The following is an 18,288-nucleotide window of genomic DNA, read 5'->3' on the forward strand; positions in this document are numbered from 1 at the left end:
CCTATTCAGCGGCGACCATGCGTGGCTGGCGCATCCAGTTCAGCAGGCGAGGTTTCATCGCAAGCGCTGGCTTTTCGACCGTCACGCGCATCACCCAGCCAGCCGCAATCGCGCTGGTCAGCATGATCGCGAACAGGGCGTTGGCACCGATGCCGGGGATCAGGGCGAAGGCCATCATGCCCAGCGGCCAATGCAGGATATAGACGCCGTAGGAGACATCCTCGACTTCGCGCAAGGCCTTGCCGACGCGGCCGGGCACATCCAGAAAGCCGACCCAGAGATAAAGCCAGGCTAGCGCGATCTGCAGCATCACCGGACCCATCGCCGTGCCTTGGCTGGCGAAGGCCGCCAGCAGGGCCAGCGCGACATAGCCGGCTGAGAGCGGAAGCTTGTCGCGAGCGGCATAGAAGCCGGCGCCGATCATGAAGGCAGGACCAAAGCGGGCCATGGTGCCGATCGTATCATCGCCGGGACCGCTATAGCCGAAGATCTGGTAGAGGACGCCAAACACGGCGGCCAGACCGGCCCAGACCAGGATCAGGCTGCGATGGCGGTAAAGACCGACGGCGGCGAGCAGGCCGACACCGAGATAGGCTAGCAATTCATAGCGGATCGTCCACAGCGCGCCATTCATCGTCTCGCCAATCGGAGAGGCATTGAACACGCCCGGCAGGCCGGCCATCGGGTCGGCTTGAGAGAGCATCACCAGCGGAAATTGCAGCGTCTGTGCATGGCTCCAGTATTGACCAAGCGGCAGCTCGGTGAAGAGTGGGCCAACGACGAGCCACATCAACATGACGGCGGCGATCAGGCCGGGGAAGATCCGCAGTACGCGCGACAGGGAAAAGGACAGCATGTCGGGGCGATTGAGCAGGCTGGCGGTGATCATATAGCCGGACAGGATAAAGAAGCCGTCGAGCGCCAGCTGCACCGTCGCATCGACGAATTGCGGCCAGACACCCTGATAAGGCAGACCCATCGGGATCAGCACCGCGTGCGCATAGACGACGACAATCGCAAAACCGATCCGCATTGCGGTGAAAGTGTTCGACTTGTCTTCGAGCCGGCCATGGCCGGAATGGAATATCGCTCGCATGGTTTCGTCCTCATCTGCCGGTCTGACTTAAGGAAGGAGCAAGATCCGGGCCGCGTTGCGCAGGCCGTGAACCTTTCGTTATTGAATTGAATTTGTTGAAAAAACCGGCGCCCAACTTGGAACGGGCTTAAGCCCCGACGCCCAAACTTTCTCCCGTATTGGGAAAAGGAGGGGCCAATGTCCCGTTTTAGGTTGCGTTATTCACTGGCCTTGGCAGTGAGCCTCGGTCTTCACGCCGGGTTTGGCGCATCGGCTTTTGCCGATGATTGTTCGCGCTTCGCCGACGCGCGTGATCATTATCTCGGGGCGACCAGCGATGGCATGACAGTCGCGCTTGATCAGATGGCGCGCCAGCGCCAGATCCCGGTCGATGTCGCGGCCTTTTATTGGGGTGGCACGCTATTGCAAGCCGATGACCGCGCCAGCCTCGCCAGCTTGGCCCAGCTCACGCTCGCCACATATCAATGGCAGGGCAATTGGGAGCGGGCCGAACACACCATGACCCGCATCGCCGACGAGCATGGCAGTCGCGTCGCAGCCCTGTATGCCGGCCTGATGTTCTCCGACAATCGCGGCACCCGTGACCCCTACCGCGCCCGCGCCTATCTCGCCGAAGCCGCGCAAGGCGGCAATCGCGATGCGGCTGCCTTCCTTGCGATGCATGATGCCTGTTTCGGGCAGAGCGTGGCGCTGAACTGAGGCCGGCGGGGCGGGCTGAAGCAGCCGTTAGTCCGCCTCGGCCTCGCAGCGCTCGTAGGGCTGGAGCAAATCGCCATTCATCGCGGCGCCATGGACGCCCGGCGCGCGCGCCGAGCGGGTCGTGATGATCGGCTCACCATTATAGGTGAGGACGGAGCCGACAATCTCGGCATCGCCATTGGGGTTGGTGAGGACAATGGATCGCTCCAGGTAGGGGGGCGAACCATCCGCCGGGGTGTGCCAGCCATCGATCATATTGATGATGCGCATGCCGTAGTCGAATTCGGGGTCGGGCCCGGGCGCGGTCAGGGAGAGCGCATAGCTGAGCTGGACGCGCTCCACCTCGCCATACCCTCCGAGCACGAGTTCGCCGGCATCGCCATCAATGCCCGATGGGTTGTCGGGTGTGGCGCGAACATCGAGGTCGAACCAGGGCGCCTCGGCATCGCCGCAGGCGGAGCTGCCATCGGCCAAGCGCTCGACATAATGGCCATTGGGCAAAGCGGGCAGGCCCTGAGCCTCCACGGGCGTGCTGGCACCCTGGAGCAGAATGGCGGCGAGCAGTCCGGTTGTGATCAGCATGGTAATCCCCTGAATTGTCGGTCTTACTTTAGCGGTGAGGGCTGTCGCAGCAATCCCCAAAACGGGGGAGGTCGCGTGTCTTTAGCCTTGTCTGGGCCAAGGCGCGCTTGCCAGAATCGCGGCACGGTTGCACGCTCGAACCTGGCACTTCAACAGACCTTCGCCGGCACGGCTTGGTCCCACCATCCGCGGAAATGGACCAACCCATGTCGATGTGGAGCAATGTTGAGACGGAGGGCGGCATCGGTCCGCGCGCGCCCTGGGTCGCTGAAGCGGGCGAAACCGTGCTTCGCGAGGTGAAGGTCGATGTGAGCGGTGACGTGCAATCGCACGGACGTGTGCGCCTCACGGGGGCGGTGACTATCCTCATGGGGGTCGGGTTTGGTGCCTGGGCCTTCTGGCGGCTCTGGCTTTTCATGCAGATGGATGGCTGGATTGTCCTGCGCCATCTGGACCTGTACCCGGTCACGCTGCTGGCCGAGGGCCTCAAGTATCTTCTGATCGGGCTCCTTTGCTGGGCTGGTGCCATCTATTTCGCCTGGGCCGTCCGCAAGGTGTTGCAGGGGGAGCCGGTGGATCGACACATCTTCACCGATCGCCGGGTGTTGACCGTGGGGGTTGAGGGCGGTGTCTACGAAGAAATCCGGGTCAGCGATATCGGGGCGGCGCGTGTCATCGAAGCCGCTGGCCGCAACCGCTTCTGTCTCGTGCGGCGCGAGGGTGTCGAGGGCAAATATCCCTTCTGGATCGACCCGGTCGAGAATATCGAGCCAGTGCTCGACTTCCTGCGGCGCACCTATCGCATCCCCGTCGAGCGCGAAGATGCATCGAAAAAGCGTGGCCGCTGAACGCCGCGCCCGGCTTGCCAAAACCTCCGCATCAAGCCACTCTGCGGGCAATAGTTCCAAGGGGTGCCCCGTGCGAAAGCCGAGGCTGAGAGATCACCCTTAGGACCGGATCCGGGTCATGCCGGCGTCGGGATGGAGCCAAGTGATGGACGAAGCTGAATTCAACGCATTCTGCGGCACGCTGCCCGCCACCAGCACCGTCGTGCAGTGGGGCGAGGCGCATGTCTGGAAAGTCGGCGGCAAGGTGTTTGCCGTTGGCGGCTGGGCCAAGGATATCGAAGGCTTCGGCATCTCGTTCAAATGCTCACCGATGACGTTCGAGATTTACAAGGACGAGCCGGGCATGCGCCCGGCGCCCTATCTCGCCTCGCGCGGCATGACCTGGCTGCAATGGACCGGGCCTGAAACGCTCGATATCGACATGCTGCGCGACTATCTCGGCGAGAGCCACCGGCTGGTCGCTGCGGGCCTGACGAAGAAGGCAAGGGCCGAGCTTGGGTTGGAGCCATGACGCAGGATTTCGATGATCTCCTGCTCGAGGGCGAAGCGGTGATCTGGCGCGGGGTGCCGGATTTCTCGCTGGCGAAAGGCAAGCTGCCGCCGCGTTGGCGGGCCAGGCTCACAATGTCCGCCTGGGCGCTGGGATTTATTGCGGCAACGACCGCCGCGGTCATATACGGTCACACGCGCGGCATGGACGGGTTTCTCGGGCTTTTGAACGGGCTCGTCGCCTTGCTGCTGGGCGCAATCTCCGTGGGGCTGGTGATTGGCATATTCAATGCGCGCCCCGAATTCGATCCGAAAACAGACCCCACCTATCTGCTGACGAATTTTCGGCTCGTCTCCCTCGACGTAACTGGCAATCGCTACAGCCTGCTGACGCGCAATATCGCGGGCATCCGCCTGACGCCCGAGGCCGGGGCGTTTGACCTGCATGTCTGGACCCGGTCTGACGAGGGTCCCGCGCTCACACTTTTCTCGCTCGCCGACGGCCCCGCCGTCGAGCGCCTCATCCTGCAAACCCTTTCACAGCCAAAACCGGACGCCCCCCAATGAACAAGCCCATGAATTTCGCAAAAGATGGCCAAGCCTCATTCGAAACCCCCAAAGTCACCACCGGCGCTCTGCCCGGCTCGCGCCGTATCTGGACGTCGCCGGTTTCCGCGCCGGGCCTGAAGGTGCCGCATCGCGAGATTGATTTGCATCCGACGGCGAATGAGCCGCCGGTGCGGGTTTACGACACCTCGGGGCCTTACAGCGATCCCAACGCGACGATCGATGTCGAGCATGGCCTGCCGCGCATCCGGCTGGCCTCGATCAAAAAGCGTGGCGGCGTCGAGGAATATGATGGCCGTCCGGTCACCCCGCTCGATAATGGCGGCGCTTCGGGCAAGTATCTGGCGCGCGAATTTCCTGGCCTGCACAAGCCCATGCGTGGCCTCGGCGATGCCCCGATCACCCAATATGAATTCGCCCGTGCCGGCATCATCACGGACGAGATGATCTACGTCGCCGAGCGCGAAAATCTCGGCCGCAAGACGCCGATGGCCGGCTTCAAGGAGCGCATGGCCGATGGCGAAAGCTTCGGCGCTTCGATCCCGGAATTCGTGACGCCGGAATTCGTCCGCTCCGAGATTGCCCGTGGCCGCGCCATTATCCCGTGCAATATCAATCACACCGAGCTGGAGCCGATGATTATCGGCCGCAATTTCCTGACCAAGATCAACGCCAATATCGGCAATTCCGCGGTCACCTCGAGTGTCGAGGAAGAGGTCGACAAGATGGTCTGGGCGATCCGCTGGGGCGGCGATACGGTGATGGATCTCTCGACGGGCAAGAATATCCACAACACCCGCGAATGGATATTGCGCAATTCGCCGGTCCCGATCGGCACCGTGCCGATCTATCAGGCGCTGGAAAAGGTCAATGGCGTCGCCGAGGACCTGACCTGGGAAGTATTCCGCGACACCCTCATCGAACAGGCCGAGCAGGGCGTGGATTATTTCACCATCCATGCTGGCGTCCGTCTCGCCTATGTGCCGATGACCGCCGACCGCGTCACCGGCATCGTCTCACGCGGCGGCTCGATCATGGCCAAATGGTGCCTTTCGCATCACAAGGAGAGCTTCCTCTACACCCATTTCGAGGAAATCTGCGACATCATGCGCGCCTATGATGTCAGCTTCTCATTGGGTGATGGTCTGCGCCCCGGCTCGATTGCCGACGCCAATGACCGGGCCCAGTTTGCCGAGCTGGAAACCCTGGGCGAGCTCACCAAGGTTGCGTGGAAAAAAGGCTGCCAGGTGATGATCGAAGGGCCGGGCCATGTCGCCATGCACAAGATCAAGGAGAATATGGACAAGCAGCTGGAGTGTTGCCACGAGGCCCCCTTCTACACGCTCGGCCCCCTGACCACCGATATCGCGCCGGGCTATGATCACATCACCAGCGGCATCGGCGCCGCCATGATCGGCTGGTTTGGCTGTGCCATGCTCTGCTATGTCACCCCGAAAGAGCATCTCGGCCTGCCCGACCGCAATGACGTCAAGACCGGCGTCATCACCTACAAGATCGCCGCCCATGCCGGCGACCTCGCCAAGGGCCACCCGGCCTCGAAAATCCGCGACGACGCCCTGTCCCGCGCCCGATTCGAATTCCGCTGGGAAGACCAGTTCAACCTTGCCCTCGACCCGGAAACCGCCCGCGATTTCCACGACAAGACCCTGCCCAAGGACGCCCACAAGGTGGCCCATTTCTGCTCCATGTGCGGGCCTAAGTTCTGCTCGATGGAGATCACAAGAGAGATCCGCGACAAGTTTGGCTCTGCGCGCGCGCCGAACGTGATCGCCGAGGCCGAAGCCGGCATGGCGGAGAAGGCGGCGGAGTTTCGTGAGAAGGGCGGGGAGATTTATCTCAGCGAGGACGGGAAGGTCAGGGAGGCGATTGATTAGTCAAAAGTTGAACGACGCGGCGGCCCTGCCGCGCCGTTCTCTAGAGCTTACAGGAGGTCGGGCTGGTCTTCGTTAGGCAGAGGGATTTCCGCAAAACGATGCCCGTTCTTTATCTCCGAGATGCGACCTTGATTGAGGCCGAACCGCGCGGCGATATGGTGTTGATACTCGCCGCGCTTGAGGCGGCGTTTGATGTCGAGGACATCTTTTGGGGACAATTTCTTCTTACTGTTCATTTTTCAGAATCCTTTTGATTCCGTTGACAAAATGGCAGCGTCACGATACATTGTCCGCGACGCTGCCGACTTGGGCGCTCACCAAGGGCCACTCCATTTCCTTGCTACGGGCGAGTGGAGTGGCCCTTTTTGTTGTTGCCAACCATGCGGGCAAGCATGCGCATGGCGGCAATTACTCTGTTTTTATTCATCTTGCTCCTCCTTGTTAATGCTCCTCACTTGCCAATGCCACGATGACGTTGGCAATCCGCCGAGCTTCTCCCTGAGTCATATCAAAGGGTATGCCTTGGATATGAACGGTGAGATCCGCTCTTATCGGAATAGGGATGATGCTGGTTGCGACTGAGGGCGCTTTGTAAGGAGCCGAATCAGCTGGTTGACCCTGTGGCGATGCTGTTTTGCCAATCTTGCCCGTTGCTGAGCTGGGCAACCGTAGCTTTCGAGTGCGGCGACGTTGGCTACTCGGTTTGAACGCCATCGGGTTCTCGAGATACGCTGAGAACTCGTCAATGGATTTGCCCACGCGACTTCGATACGCGCGCAGGCTCTCTGGTGAGTAGCCATCGCGGTTCAGGTTGATGAAACGATCCATGAGGTCATCAACATCAATCTTGGTGACGTCGGTGACCTCATCGTCTGCAAGGACGGACAACACCTTGTTCACGGCCGCCTTGCGCGACTGCACCGTATTGATGGGTGTCAGCCCCTTCTCGCCGGTCCAATCCAGGAACTGCATGAGTGCTTCTTTGTCGTGCTGCTTGTTCATCTCGACCTCCGTAGGCTGTCTTGTACGGCGGCGATACATATCTGTCAACTAGATATTAATGGACAAAATCACATCCAATGTGAAAATCCACCCGACCGATAGATGCTGTTGCCGAAGCGCGGGGTCGTTTCCCTTGGGCCTTGCCTCGGGGGGCTGGGCCATCGATGTCGCTGCGGGCGTGGGGCGGGTTAGTTGCCAATCCGCGCGGCAATGTGCGGTCGCGGTTCGGTATGAGGTAGATTTCGGTTTACGAGTCTAAGGTGCTGTCGGCTCGAACAATACGAAGGAGCTCTACTCGCATCGCGTCGCTTTCCAAACCGAAATGGGCCTCCCTGTGATCGTTGGGGCAGATCGCTATAACGTTGGTGATATGATCTATGCCGCCCTCGGACAGCGGCACGATGTGGTGGGTCTCGAGATACCGGCGGCCATCGGGCATTTTGAAACCCGGCATTCCGCACTTGCGGCATTTTCCACGCGCCAGTTTCAGCGCGAGTTTCCGAACGGCGCGATCTCGTTTGAAAGTGGACGAGGTGGTTTCGTATTTGTCTGGTGGATTGGAGTTCGAGGGTAGATCGAACTGATCCATATACTCTTCTTCGATGTCTCCACGCACCACAGTATGCTGTCCCGTCGCGAAGTCGTACGAAGCAACATGCCAAACTTCCGGGTCCAGATCGCGGGCCGTGACCTTAGATGTCGTGGCGTTGGCGGCCTGTGCGTCTCGCATCGTACCATCAAGGAAAATGACTCGAAGTGGGAGTTGCTCCTCGACCGCGTGACGCATTATTTCATCGAGCTTCGCTGCGCGTTTTCCCCAGTCCGCGCCGCGCCCGTTCGCTTTCCAAAATCTCGCATCCTCTCGGAAATTATTGGGTTGTGAAACGCGGCCATCGCTGATGTCGGTGTTCTGTATCCAAAGATTCAGGACGGCGAGTTTGCCCGGGTTCAAAAAGCCCCACTCATAGCAATACTTCGGATTCGCCGCGGCCCAAGAACTTCCGCGCTTATAATTCGCCCAGTCAGAGACGTCGAAGCCAAGTTCATCAAGGACTGACATGGTCGTGCGCTTCTTGCGCGGGCGCAATTCTTCAAGAGTTGTCATGGGTGACCAGTCGTAATTTGAGGTTCGAGCTTGTAACCCATTGCAAGGGTTTGCAAGTCCCGTTTGGTCGCCCAAAGATGAGCTAAGATATCGAGTGTTCCTCGTGAAGCGCGAGACTTTGTTGCGTCGCCCACCCACACCCCACCGTAAACCCCATGCCGAGAGTCCGCCTCAGGGGCCAGGCGCGGTCAAGGGCGCCGCGGGCGCCGCTTCGCGGTTTCACCCTTGACCGCGCCTGGCCCCTGAGGCCCTTTGGCTGGCAAGGGGTTTATGGGGTGGCCTCGCCCGGGCGGGCGGCTTGCTAACTCAACGCCAATATCATCGTCATCCCAGCGCAGGCTGGGACCCAGATTCACGCGCTGGCGTCGATCAGCCTGACGCCAAACCCCGCTCCGGCTTGGCTCTGTGAGGCTGGGTCCCAGCCTTCGCTGGGATGACGGTTTGTGGGTGGGAGGTGGTGTGGTTCCGTCTACGCGCCTGGCCCCTTCGGCCTCTGAAACCCGCTGTTTGCGGCTCAGTCTGCCGCGCCAGATCCGTCAGCCCCGTCCGTTGGGGCGGTCTCGGGCTTGTCGCCGCCGAGCGTGGCGAAGGCCAGGGTTGCGATCAGGCTGGCGCCGACAATGCCGACAGGGGCCAGGATTTCCGGGTCCCAGCCGGCGAATACCTGCATCAGGGCGAGCCAGCTCATCACGACGATATAGATGGCGCCTGCGATCAGGATGCGTTTCAGCGCCGGGGTGATGATGGGCGGAGCCGTGCCGGCAAGCGGGGTCGTGGGCTTTGGGCTGTCGGTCATGGTGATTTCGGGGGTGGCCACATCGGGGCGCTCCTCTTGGGGTTGGATCAAGTCGCGCAATCGGGACGGGGAGAGCTCGAAACTGGCGGCCAGCGACCGTTGGGTTTCAAGGCTGGGCGTTTCGCCGCGTTCGGCACGCTGGATCGTACGCTCGCTCAATCCACTGATCGTGGCGAGTTGTTCCTGCGACCAGCCTTTTTCAAGGCGCAGCGATTTCAGTCCCATGGAGATGGCTCTCTTGTCCCGGTTCGGCCCGATTGCGAGCCCCTGTCTAGCCCACCGCCGGCCTGTCGCCCACGACAGCCAAGCGACACGAGGGTGACAAGTGCCGGTCAGAAAAGCAATGCAGGCCGTGAAAGCGCTCGCTTGCCGGCAAGAGGTTTACGGGATGGCCTCGCCCGGGCGGGCGGCTTTTTTCACTCAACGCCAATCCCATCGTCATCCCAGCGCAGGCTGGGACCCAGATTCACGCATTGGCGCTGAAAAGCCTGGCGCCTTACCCCATTCCGGCCTGGCTCTACGAGACTGGGTCCCAGCCTGCGCTGGGATGACGGTTTGTGGGGTGGAGCGGGTGTGGTTCCGTCTGCGCGCAAAGCTAGGCCGCCGGCACCACGCGCACCTTCTCGCCCATCACGCCATTGGCCCGGATCGCTTTTTGGCATTCGAAACTGCCAGCCCTGAAGGCGCGGCAGGCTTCGGGTCGGTGGTCGTAGACGGCGCAGAGGGCTTGGCCGGTGTCAGTGCGCAGATGGGTGCAGTGGCCGCAGCTGAAATCGACGAAGGCGCGGCCGCCTTCCTCGAACAGGCTGCCGTGGGGCAGGGCGTCGGGGCCGATGCGGGCCTGGTCTTCCGGCAAAAGGACGAGATAGCGCGGATGGCGGCTGAAACAGCAGGCTCCGCAGGCGACGCAGTCAAACGCCGTATCCAACATGTGAAGTGACAAGCCCACCGCGCGAAGGCGTCCTTACGCCCCGGCCCGCAGCGCGCGGGATTTACGCCAGTCAGGGCTGATTTGCATCCAAAAAATGTAAGGCCGGTGCAGAGGCGGTCATGGCGTGCGCGGGCTGATCGCTTTCCTGGACCCACGCCAATTACAGTTTTGACCCGGGCGCAGCGGCGGTTAGCCTCAAGGGGGAGATTCGCCGCCAGGCGCTACAGGAGTTGGCATGATCATTCAGGCAGATACGCAGGATTTTCCGCGCTATTGGGATCGGGTGTTGTTTATCGCCGGTCTGGTGATTTACACGGCCGGCCAGGTCTTGATCAATCTCGGTCAGCCTTTCGTCGAGGCGCAGCGGCCGATCGATTTTGCGCATTGGGGTTTGCTGGTCGGGGTGGTGTTGCTGCTGCCGTTTGCCGGGCGGCTGCCGCGCCGCAATATCCACCTTGTGACCATCCCGCTCCTGCTGGCGGGCGTCGCCTTCACGATCGGTATGTGTGTGCTCGATTTCGTGTTCTGGGCGCTGCCGAACGGCGAAATGGAAAACCAGGTGGCGCGCCAGCTGATCGATACGCCGGCGATCTGGGGGCCGTTTATCACCTTTGGCCCGAACTATATCCTGATGCCTGGGGTCACCCTGCCGGCACTGTCCTATCTGAAAGTGTCACGCATTGGGCCGGCGCTGGTCGTGCTGGGCGTGGTGGTGATGTTCTTCGGGACGCATTGGTTCAATGTCGGCGGCTGGGCGATGATCCTGGCGGGATATCTGTTCTGTTTCAACGGATTGCGGCCGTCCCGACTGCTGGACTGAAACCACGGCGCACCCGCAACAGGGGACACGCGCCGGCTGCGGAGCAGCGGCGGCATGTCCCCTGAAAGCCGAAAGTCTATTTCTTGCCCGGTGGCACAATCGTGCCCTTGGTGGATGGCGCAGCGGCGATGGTTTTCTTCTTTTCCGCTTTCGGCTTCTTGGTTTCCTTGTTGGATTTTTGCTGACCCTTGGCCATGTCATGCTCCTTTGAGCGAGGTCCGGCGGACCGCGTGGGTCGATATTACGCCGCCCCGCAGCGCCGCGATAGCCTTGTTTTCCTTGATCACCGGGCCGGGATCGCGGGCGCTTGTCCCCGCCGGAGCCGCGCGGCTGTAAACTGTAACAATCCTGTAAGGCGAACGCTGTACGAAAAGTGAGAACAGGTTGTATAAAGGGTTCATCGGCTCTGGGGAGGACAGATGACAGATCGGATTATCGCGCGGGCACGCACTCATACGCGGGTCAATGTCAGAACGGGAGCGCCGAAATTATCGGCGCCGATCCGCGAGACTTTGGCGTCTGGCACTGAGATTTTCATTACTGATACAGTCAGCGGCGACAGCGTTGGCGGCAATGACCGCTGGTATGCCTGTCGCGGCGAGGCTTTCGTGTGGACGGGCGCCTGCGAGGACTTTCGCGACGAACCGGCGCCGCCCGCTGATGATGTCGATGATGAGGAGCGCCCGTCGCGGCTGGCGCTCGGCGAGGTAATGCAGCCGGATTTCGAAACCCTGGCCGATGTCTTCCACAAGGTGCGCGGTTATCGGCCAAACGGGCTTGAAGGCCTGATCGTGCATTTCGACGCGGCCCGGATCCAGCCCTCCAGCGACCGCTCGACGGCCGCCGTGATGCGCTATGGAGCCGAGCAGGGCTATCATTATGGCGGCATCAGCCGCTCGGGACGGATTTTCCTGCCGCAAGGCTTCAGCTGGGAAGGCTGGGGCTATCACGCCGGCAAAAGCCAATGTCCGGTGACGGGGCGCAAGGGTGTGTCGCAATATTATGTTGGCTTCGAGCTGAACAATCCCGGTCTGCTCTATCCGGCGGTCCAGACGGGCGTTTTCTGCCCATGGTTCAATACCAAGCGCGACGAGAAGGGCCGTGTCGTGCTTGACGATGATGGCCGCTGCACGCGCCTCAGTGAGGAAAGCGAATGGTATCGCGATTACGAGGTTCGCCTGTGCGAGGGCGGCAATATCGTCAAGGGCTGGTATCTGCCCTATAGCGCCGAGCAATTCGCCTCCCTGACGGCGATCTGCATCTGGCTGGCGCGCAAATTCCCGGACTCATTCTCGCTGGATCGCGTGTTTGGCCATGACGAGGTTTCGCCAGGGCGCAAATCCGATCCCGGCGGCGCCATGGGCACGCCGACCGAGTTGATGACGATGGCGCAGTTTCGCGAACATTTGGCGCAATCGGCGTAATAGAGGCGCTGTTAATCGGTTTCTGGCATGTTTGGCGCCTGTTTGCCTGTAGAGGTGAGGCATGAGCAAGTCTGCGACATCAAGTTTCCGGCGCATGTCGGATCATTTCGAGCCCGATCTGGTCCAGGACCCGGCCGAGCAGCGCAAGCTGCGTGGTTATCTCGAACAGATTGATTACACGGTTTCGGCCGCCAACCAGGCCGTGATCCAGAAGGACATCCACCACGTCTCGCTGGAGGATTTCCGCAATCTCGCCCTGACCGCCGCCAAGGCGCGCACAGCTTGGGTGGCGACCGCCATCGAACTCGCCAAGACCCACAAAGCACTCGAACCGGCCCAGCTGCAGCGGCTGGCGCATCTGCGTGGTGTCTATGACGAGCTGTCGGAAGCCTATGAAGCGATGCGGCGGATGGTTGAGCGCGGTTATCTCAGCTATCACAAGGGCCTGCCGGCGAAGGGCTGAGCGCCTGAGACAAAACCTCCCGCTCAAATCGCGATTGAACCCTTTTCGCTCCCTGGCACACCTATACTCTGAACGGGGCCGCTGATCGGCCCGGCAGACGGGGTGGCAGAGCCAATGCAACGCGACAGCAGACGGGTCCTCGGGGAATATCTCGTCATTGCCGCTCAAGGCGGTGATCGCGCGGCCTGTGGCCAGCTCGCCCGTCTGTGGCAGCCGGCCTTGCTGCGCCACGCCGTGCGGCTGACCGGCGAGGCCGAACTGGCCCGCGATACGCTGCAGGACGCCTGGATCGACATATTGCGCGGTCTGGGTGGTCTTGCCGATGCCGCCGCTTTTCCCGCTTGGGCCTATCGCATCGTCACCCGAAAAAGCGCCGCCACTGTGCGCGGCCTGCAACGCCGACGCCAGACTGGCGCTGCGCTCGCGGCCGAGCCCGAAGGCGCCGATGATGGTGAACGCAATGCCGAAGCTTTGGCCGATCGCGGACCGCTGGCGCGGGCATTGGCCGCATTGCCCGTCGAGCAACGCACCGCGATGGCGCTCTTCTATATCGATGATTTCACCGTGGCGGAGATTGCCGTCGCGCTGAACAGTCCGGTGGGGACGATCAAAACCCGCCTGATGCATGGCCGCCGCAAAATGCGCACGGCACTGGAAACGCCCACCCCTCAACCACGCGACACAGGAGGTCAAGATGACCGGAAGTGACAAGGAACTCGACGCCATGATTGCCGAAGCGCTCGACGCCGAGGATCGTCAATTGCTCGATCAGTTCGGCCAGGAGCCGGGTTATTTCTCCCAGGCGTTCGGCCTGTTTGGCGGCCGGCTCGGCTGGGTGATGTGGCTGGTCTACATCGTCAATATGGCCGCCGCCGGGCTGGCGCTCTGGGCCGCTTGGCACCTCTTCACCGCGAGCGACACGCTGGTGGCGATCCGCTGGGGCGTCGCAACCCTGGCCGCGATGCAGGTTGGTCTCTTCATGAAGGGCTTTATGGGCGAGCAATTGCAGCACAACCGGGTGATCCGCGAAGTGAAGCGGCTGGAATTGCAGCTGGTTCGCAGCCAGGCCCGTCAAACCGCTTGAGCCATCGCCGCCAAACTTGGCAAAATGCAGGGATTGCGTCAGACAGGCGCAATCCCTGTTGCCATGACCGGATAAGGACAATCATGACCCTGATCTCGAGCGCCCGCCTGTGCGTGATGTTGGCCGCCGCCAGCCTCGCCTTGACCGCCTGCCAGCCCGCCCCTGCACCGGCCCCGGTTTTGCCGGGCGACACGCCAGTCACCATCGGAACCCAAATCGTGATGGATTCGGCGATTTATGGCGCGCCACGCACGATCACGGTCTCGCTGCCCGCGAGCTATGGCGATGGCGCGGGCCGCAGTTTTCCGGTGCTCTATGTCGTTGATGGCGGCGTGGCGCAGGATTTCGTGCCGATGGCCGGCATGGCCGCGCTGGCGGGTCTGACCCGGCAATACCGCGAATTCATCCTCGTCGGTGTCCAGACCGAGAACCGCTATCTCGAGCTGACGGCACCGTCGCAGCTGGAGAACGATCTGCGCTGGATCCCGGAAAATGGCGGCGCCAGCCAGTACCGCGAGCATCTGCTCGACGAGGTCAAACCCTATATCGAGGCGCGTTACCGCACCTCCGGCGAGGACGCGATCATCGGCGAGAGCATGGCCGGCCTGTTCATCGCCGAGACCTTCCTGCGCGCGCCGGACAGTTTCGATCATTATATCGCCGTCAGCCCGTCGCTCTGGTGGCGCGGTGAAGGGCTGAGCCATGAGGCAGCCGACCTGCTCGCCGCCGGTGGCTTTGGCGGCCATTCGCTCTATCTCACCATCGCCGATGAAGGCGAGGACATGCAGACGGGCATGGACCGGCTCGTCGCAGCCCTGGAAGCCGGCGCGCCGGAGGACCTCACCTGGTGGTATCAGCCGATGCCGGACGAGCACCACAACACGATCTATAATCCCGCCGCTCTGCGTGCGCTGCGGCTGACTTTCGCCACCGAAGAGGATTAGGCGATGCCCCGCCGCTCATCCGTGAATACCCGCCATGCGCGGCAATATGCCCATCAATGGCGGTCACAGGGCTGTGATACACTCGCAATTGTAAATCCGGCTCCCTAAATAGGGTTCGGACAGGGAAGCAGCGCGCTTTTGCAGGGCGTTGTTTTCCAAGCAGGGATAGGGAAAATCATGGCCAATGCACTGTCAATCTCACTGTCTCCCGAACAGGGTCTGTCGCGCTATCTTTCCGAGATTCGCCGCTTCCCCATGCTCGAGAAGGATGAGGAATTCATGCTCGGCAAACGCTGGCGCGAGCATGAAGACTCCCGCGCTGCGGAAAAACTCGTCACCTCGCATTTGCGCCTCGTCGCCAAGATCGCGATGGGCTATCGCGGCTATGGCCTGCCGATTGCCGAAGTGATCTCAGAAGGCAATGTCGGCCTGATGCAGGCGGTCAAGAAATTCGACCCGGAAAAAGGCTTCCGCCTCGCCACCTATGCGATGTGGTGGATACGCGCCTCGATCCAGGAATATGTCCTGCGCTCCTGGTCGCTGGTGAAAATGGGCACGACGGCGGCCCAGAAGAAGCTGTTCTTCAACCTGCGCCGGATGAAAAGCCAGATGCAGGCGATCGATGATAATGATCTCAAGCCCGACCAGGCCCAGGCGATCGCGACCAAGCTGGGCGTGACGACCGATGAGGTCATGTCGATGAATGGCCGCATGTCAGGCCCTGATGCCTCGCTCAACGCGCCGCTGCGCGGTACTGAGGGCGATGGCCAATGGCAGGACTGGCTGGCCGACGACAATGCGGAAAGTCAGGAAGACGAGCTGGTCGAGAGCGATGAGTTCGACACCCGGATGCAATTGCTGCAGGCCGCGATGGGCGAGCTCAATGAGCGCGAACAACACATCCTGCAAAAGCGCCGCCTGTCGGAAGAGCCCGAAACGCTGGAAGAACTGGCCGGACATTTCGGCGTCAGCCGCGAGCGGATCCGCCAGATCGAAGTGCGCGCCTTCGAGAAGCTGCAAAAGGCGATGAAGGAAAAAGCGTCCGAACAGGGCCTGATGAACTGAATCTGGCGGCGATCACGCTGATTGCTGTATGCTGCCAAGGCATGGTCACAATCTCAAGGAGTGCGGACCGATGACCCTGACGATGATCATCATTCTGGTGCTGGCCCTGTATGGGCTGCAAATCTTTGTACAGGAGACGTCCCGCTTCGGCTTCGATGTGGCGGGCATTGTCGGCAACCGTGATACCCAACCGGAAATGTCGGTGTTGGCGGCCCGGCTGGATCGCGCCAAGAACAACATGCTCGAATCCCTACCGGTATTTCTGGCACTGGCGCTCCTGGCGCTGATCAAGGGCACCGACAGCGCCATGCTGTCAGGGGCGGCCCTGGTCTTTCTGATCGCGCGAGCCGGCTATGTGCCGGCCTATGCCAGCGGGATTCCCCTGCTCCGCTCGTTGTTCTGGCTGGCAGGGACCGGAAGCCTCATCGTGATGGCGTTTGCAATTCTCCAGCAGGGCTGAGCTGCTGGCTCAGCCCGACCGCGATACAGGCTTGGCCGCCGAAATAGCAGACCCACACCACCGGACCGGCCCAATCCAGCATGCCGGCAAACATGCGCCAGGCCAGAACCGCGTCAGATACCATGAAGAGCAGGGCCCCGATCACCGCCAGCGGCGGCGCGCGGCCGATCAGTGCCAGCGCCACCATCACCAGAATAATGCCGTTATAGACGCTGGCCGCCACGCGCAGCTCGCCGAAATGCGGCTGTAGCGCTACTAGCATCACGACACCAAATGCGGCGATCACGGCGGTTGCGAGATAGCCGGGCAGGCCGCGATTGCCCTTGCGGCGTAGCTGGTCGGCGAACAGGCCGATATAAATCAGATGGCCGATACCGAAGGCGAGAATGCCGAGCGCCTGTTGTGTTGGCTCCAACGCCAGGAATGCATCCCCGGCCGAGCCCGCGAGCAGTCCGAGCCCGAGCCAGAGCCGCCCCTGTTTCAGGGCGTAGAGCCCGAGCAGAACCACGCCGCCGGCCTTGATGACGACATTGAGCGGGTAGGGGGTGCCGAGCCCGAAATCATCGAGCAGATAGATCGCGCCGAAAATCAGGGCGGCGAGCAGGATCAGCCGCGAGGTGCGATCTGTTGCGATATGGATCGGTATGGCTGTCATCGGCTTCCCCCATGGATGACGGGCAGGCTAAACTGACGTCTCGAATGGGCAAGGGGAAGTTTCATGGATCTGATCGCGGCCCTGCTGGCCCTGAGCCTCATTCTGGCCGGACTGGCTCCAGCCAAGGCCGCGCCCGTGGATGCACCGTCTTCGGCGCCCGCGCTGGCCAGCTTGGCCGAGATCGAAACCCTTCTGACCGATCAGCCCGGTGCAGTCGAACAGGCCTGGACCGCGCTGGCGCGTGGCGGTCTGCCCCGGATCGAGCCCATCCCCGGCGATGCGCAGCAGCGCCGTGTGACCTTTCTCTACAAAGCCGGCGGTGATGTCACGGGCGTGCGGCTCAACAGCGTCATCAACGCGCCGCACGTCACCATGCCGGTGACCGACTTCGAGCGCGATTACACCCTGCCGCTGCACCGATTGGGGGGCAGCACGATCTGGGCCTTGAGCCTGGATGTGGCGCGTGATGTCCAAGCCAGTTACAGCTTTCTGGTCACTGGCCCCACCGGGACCTTGCGCGTCAGCGACCCGCACAATCCGCGTCATTTGCGGGGCCGAAATGCCGAGGCGGTTCTGATCCTCGATGGCGTTGGCGATCTGTCGCCGCTGTTGCCGGTGGCAGCGGATGCCCTGCCGCCGGTCCAGACGCGGCGGCTCAACAGCGCTGCGCTGGGGCGCGATGTCAGTCTGGAAATGCATCGCGCCGCTTCTGGCACGGATCAATCGCCGGTCCTGATCCTCTATGACGCCTTCAATTGGGGCGCCCGCGCCCCGGCTTGGGAAATCGTCCACAATCTGGCCAGCAAGGGCATCATCCCGCCCATGCATGTTGTGCTGATTGACCAGCTCGACGAAGCCAGTGCGCAAAGCGCCTATGCCGATCAGGCACGCTTCGTCGCCGACGAGCTTTTACCCTTTTTGCGCCAGCAATTCGGCTTCCGGCTGGCGCGGGGTGATGTCCTGCTCGGCGGTGCTTCGCGGCGGGGCCTGTCGGCGGTGGTGACCGGCCTGACGCGGCCCGAGGCGATCGGTGCGGTGATCTCGCTGTCGGGATCGTTCTATTGGGCGCCGGAGGGAGAAGCCCCGGAATGGCTGGCGCGCCAACTCGGGCAAGCGCCCCCCAAGGCCGCCGCCGAAGCGCCACGCTTCCAGCTCGCCGCCGGCTCACTGGAATACATCACCACCTCGACCAATCAGGGTCACATCATGCTGGACACCAACCGCAACATGGCCGCAGCCCTCACCGCCGCCGGCTACCAGACCGGCTACAGCATTTATCCCGGCGGTCACGACATGGCTGCCTGGCGACTGGCCTTGGCCGACGCGCTAGAGGCGCTTTTTCAGCCGCCGGAGTAGGCGGCCA

General features: G+C 61.9%; 22 protein-coding genes and 1 riboswitch. Of the genes, 14 read left to right on the plus strand and 8 right to left on the minus strand.

The features are described from left to right. Position 1: 1 nt before the first annotated feature. Positions 2 to 1,096: an acyltransferase gene (locus AAC029_RS00690; protein ID WP_339742786.1), complete on the minus strand. Its 1,095-nt coding sequence runs from the start codon at positions 1,094 to 1,096 to the stop codon at positions 2 to 4. A gap of 177 nt (positions 1,097 to 1,273) precedes the next feature. On the opposite strand from AAC029_RS00690, the gene AAC029_RS00695 reads away from it, so the two are divergent. Then, positions 1,274 to 1,795 (plus strand): hypothetical protein, encoded by a 522-nt coding sequence (locus AAC029_RS00695; protein ID WP_339742789.1) that lies wholly within the window; start codon positions 1,274 to 1,276, stop codon positions 1,793 to 1,795. Positions 1,796 to 1,822: 27 nt separating this feature from the next. Here AAC029_RS00695 and AAC029_RS00700 read toward each other — a convergent pair whose 3' ends face one another. Beyond that, positions 1,823 to 2,377, minus strand: a complete 555-nt coding sequence (locus tag AAC029_RS00700) for a hypothetical protein (RefSeq protein ID WP_339742791.1) — start codon at positions 2,375 to 2,377, stop codon at positions 1,823 to 1,825. A 206-nt stretch (positions 2,378 to 2,583) separates the two neighbouring features. Here AAC029_RS00700 and AAC029_RS00705 point away from each other — a divergent pair, with 206 nt between their 5' ends. The 4 genes from AAC029_RS00705 (at position 2,584) to thiC (ending at position 6,176) form a co-directional block, all read left to right on the plus strand. Then, positions 2,584 to 3,225 (plus strand): hypothetical protein, encoded by a 642-nt coding sequence (locus tag AAC029_RS00705; protein WP_339742794.1) that lies wholly within the window; start codon positions 2,584 to 2,586, stop codon positions 3,223 to 3,225. Between the two features lie 49 nt (positions 3,226 to 3,274). Continuing rightward, positions 3,275 to 3,375, plus strand: a riboswitch (TPP riboswitch). Further along, entirely contained in the window at positions 3,371 to 3,736 is a 366-nt protein-coding gene (locus AAC029_RS00710; protein ID WP_339742797.1) for an MmcQ/YjbR family DNA-binding protein, read from the plus strand. (Overlaps the previous riboswitch by 5 nt.) Continuing rightward, positions 3,733 to 4,281, plus strand: coding sequence for a hypothetical protein (locus AAC029_RS00715; RefSeq protein ID WP_339742800.1), 549 nt, complete (start codon positions 3,733 to 3,735; stop codon positions 4,279 to 4,281). Before AAC029_RS00710 ends, AAC029_RS00715 begins: the two co-directional genes overlap by 4 nt. 8 nt (positions 4,282 to 4,289) lie before the next feature. Then, positions 4,290 to 6,176, plus strand: a complete 1,887-nt coding sequence (thiC, locus tag AAC029_RS00720; RefSeq protein WP_339742802.1) for a phosphomethylpyrimidine synthase ThiC — start codon at positions 4,290 to 4,292, stop codon at positions 6,174 to 6,176. Positions 6,177 to 6,223: 47 nt separating this feature from the next. Here thiC and AAC029_RS00725 read toward each other — a convergent pair whose 3' ends face one another. From AAC029_RS00725 to AAC029_RS00745, 5 genes are all read right to left on the minus strand, one after another. Beyond that, positions 6,224 to 6,412, minus strand: coding sequence for a hypothetical protein (locus tag AAC029_RS00725; protein ID WP_339742804.1), 189 nt, complete (start codon positions 6,410 to 6,412; stop codon positions 6,224 to 6,226). A 205-nt stretch (positions 6,413 to 6,617) separates the two neighbouring features. Beyond that, a complete protein-coding gene (locus AAC029_RS00730; protein ID WP_339742807.1) occupies positions 6,618 to 7,178 on the minus strand; it encodes a hypothetical protein in 561 nt (186 codons plus the stop codon). A gap of 247 nt (positions 7,179 to 7,425) precedes the next feature. Beyond that, positions 7,426 to 8,283, minus strand: a complete 858-nt coding sequence (locus tag AAC029_RS00735) for an HNH endonuclease (protein ID WP_339742810.1) — start codon at positions 8,281 to 8,283, stop codon at positions 7,426 to 7,428. 514 nt (positions 8,284 to 8,797) lie between these two features. Beyond that, positions 8,798 to 9,304: a helix-turn-helix transcriptional regulator gene (locus AAC029_RS00740; protein WP_339742813.1), complete on the minus strand. Its 507-nt coding sequence runs from the start codon at positions 9,302 to 9,304 to the stop codon at positions 8,798 to 8,800. 370 nt (positions 9,305 to 9,674) lie between these two features. Further along, positions 9,675 to 10,010, minus strand: a complete 336-nt coding sequence (locus tag AAC029_RS00745; RefSeq protein ID WP_339742815.1) for a YkgJ family cysteine cluster protein — start codon at positions 10,008 to 10,010, stop codon at positions 9,675 to 9,677. Positions 10,011 to 10,245: 235 nt separating this feature from the next. Here AAC029_RS00745 and AAC029_RS00750 point away from each other — a divergent pair, with 235 nt between their 5' ends. The 8 genes from AAC029_RS00750 to AAC029_RS00785 all read left to right on the plus strand — a co-directional run bounded on the left by AAC029_RS00750 (position 10,246) and on the right by AAC029_RS00785 (position 16,270). Continuing rightward, a complete protein-coding gene (locus AAC029_RS00750; protein ID WP_339742817.1) occupies positions 10,246 to 10,830 on the plus strand; it encodes a hypothetical protein in 585 nt (194 codons plus the stop codon). 419 nt (positions 10,831 to 11,249) lie between these two features. After that, positions 11,250 to 12,254, plus strand: coding sequence for an N-acetylmuramoyl-L-alanine amidase (locus tag AAC029_RS00755; RefSeq protein WP_339742819.1), 1,005 nt, complete (start codon positions 11,250 to 11,252; stop codon positions 12,252 to 12,254). Positions 12,255 to 12,315: 61 nt separating this feature from the next. Further along, positions 12,316 to 12,717 carry a hypothetical protein gene (locus AAC029_RS00760; protein ID WP_339742821.1) on the plus strand — a complete coding sequence of 134 codons (402 nt, stop codon included), beginning with the start codon at positions 12,316 to 12,318 and terminating at the stop codon, positions 12,715 to 12,717. Positions 12,718 to 12,831: 114 nt separating this feature from the next. Next, the gene (locus AAC029_RS00765) at positions 12,832 to 13,425 is read left to right on the plus strand and encodes an RNA polymerase sigma factor (protein ID WP_339742824.1); all 594 of its coding nucleotides are present in this window, start codon (positions 12,832 to 12,834) and stop codon (positions 13,423 to 13,425) included. Beyond that, entirely contained in the window at positions 13,412 to 13,801 is a 390-nt protein-coding gene (locus AAC029_RS00770) for a DUF6768 family protein (RefSeq protein ID WP_339742826.1), read from the plus strand. Before AAC029_RS00765 ends, AAC029_RS00770 begins: the two co-directional genes overlap by 14 nt. Before the next feature lie 83 nt (positions 13,802 to 13,884). Next, positions 13,885 to 14,745, plus strand: coding sequence for an alpha/beta hydrolase-fold protein (locus AAC029_RS00775; protein WP_339742829.1), 861 nt, complete (start codon positions 13,885 to 13,887; stop codon positions 14,743 to 14,745). A gap of 177 nt (positions 14,746 to 14,922) precedes the next feature. Continuing rightward, positions 14,923 to 15,810 (plus strand): RNA polymerase sigma factor RpoH, encoded by an 888-nt coding sequence (gene rpoH / locus AAC029_RS00780; protein WP_339742832.1) that lies wholly within the window; start codon positions 14,923 to 14,925, stop codon positions 15,808 to 15,810. Between the two features lie 70 nt (positions 15,811 to 15,880). After that, positions 15,881 to 16,270, plus strand: coding sequence for an MAPEG family protein (locus AAC029_RS00785; RefSeq protein WP_339742835.1), 390 nt, complete (start codon positions 15,881 to 15,883; stop codon positions 16,268 to 16,270). Here the strand turns inward: AAC029_RS00785 and AAC029_RS00790 are convergent. After that, entirely contained in the window at positions 16,233 to 16,925 is a 693-nt protein-coding gene (locus AAC029_RS00790) for a lysoplasmalogenase (RefSeq protein ID WP_339742837.1), read from the minus strand. The two genes, AAC029_RS00785 and AAC029_RS00790, sit on opposite strands and share 38 nt — an antisense overlap. Positions 16,926 to 16,988: 63 nt before the next feature. On the opposite strand from AAC029_RS00790, the gene AAC029_RS00795 reads away from it, so the two are divergent. Then, complete coding sequence (locus AAC029_RS00795) at positions 16,989 to 18,281, plus strand: alpha/beta hydrolase-fold protein (protein WP_339742839.1); 1,293 nt, start codon at positions 16,989 to 16,991, stop codon at positions 18,279 to 18,281. Positions 18,282 to 18,288: the final 7 nt, after the last annotated feature.

The organism is uncultured Maricaulis sp. (genome assembly GCF_963975345.1).
Lineage (GTDB): Bacteria > Pseudomonadota > Alphaproteobacteria > Caulobacterales > Maricaulaceae > Maricaulis.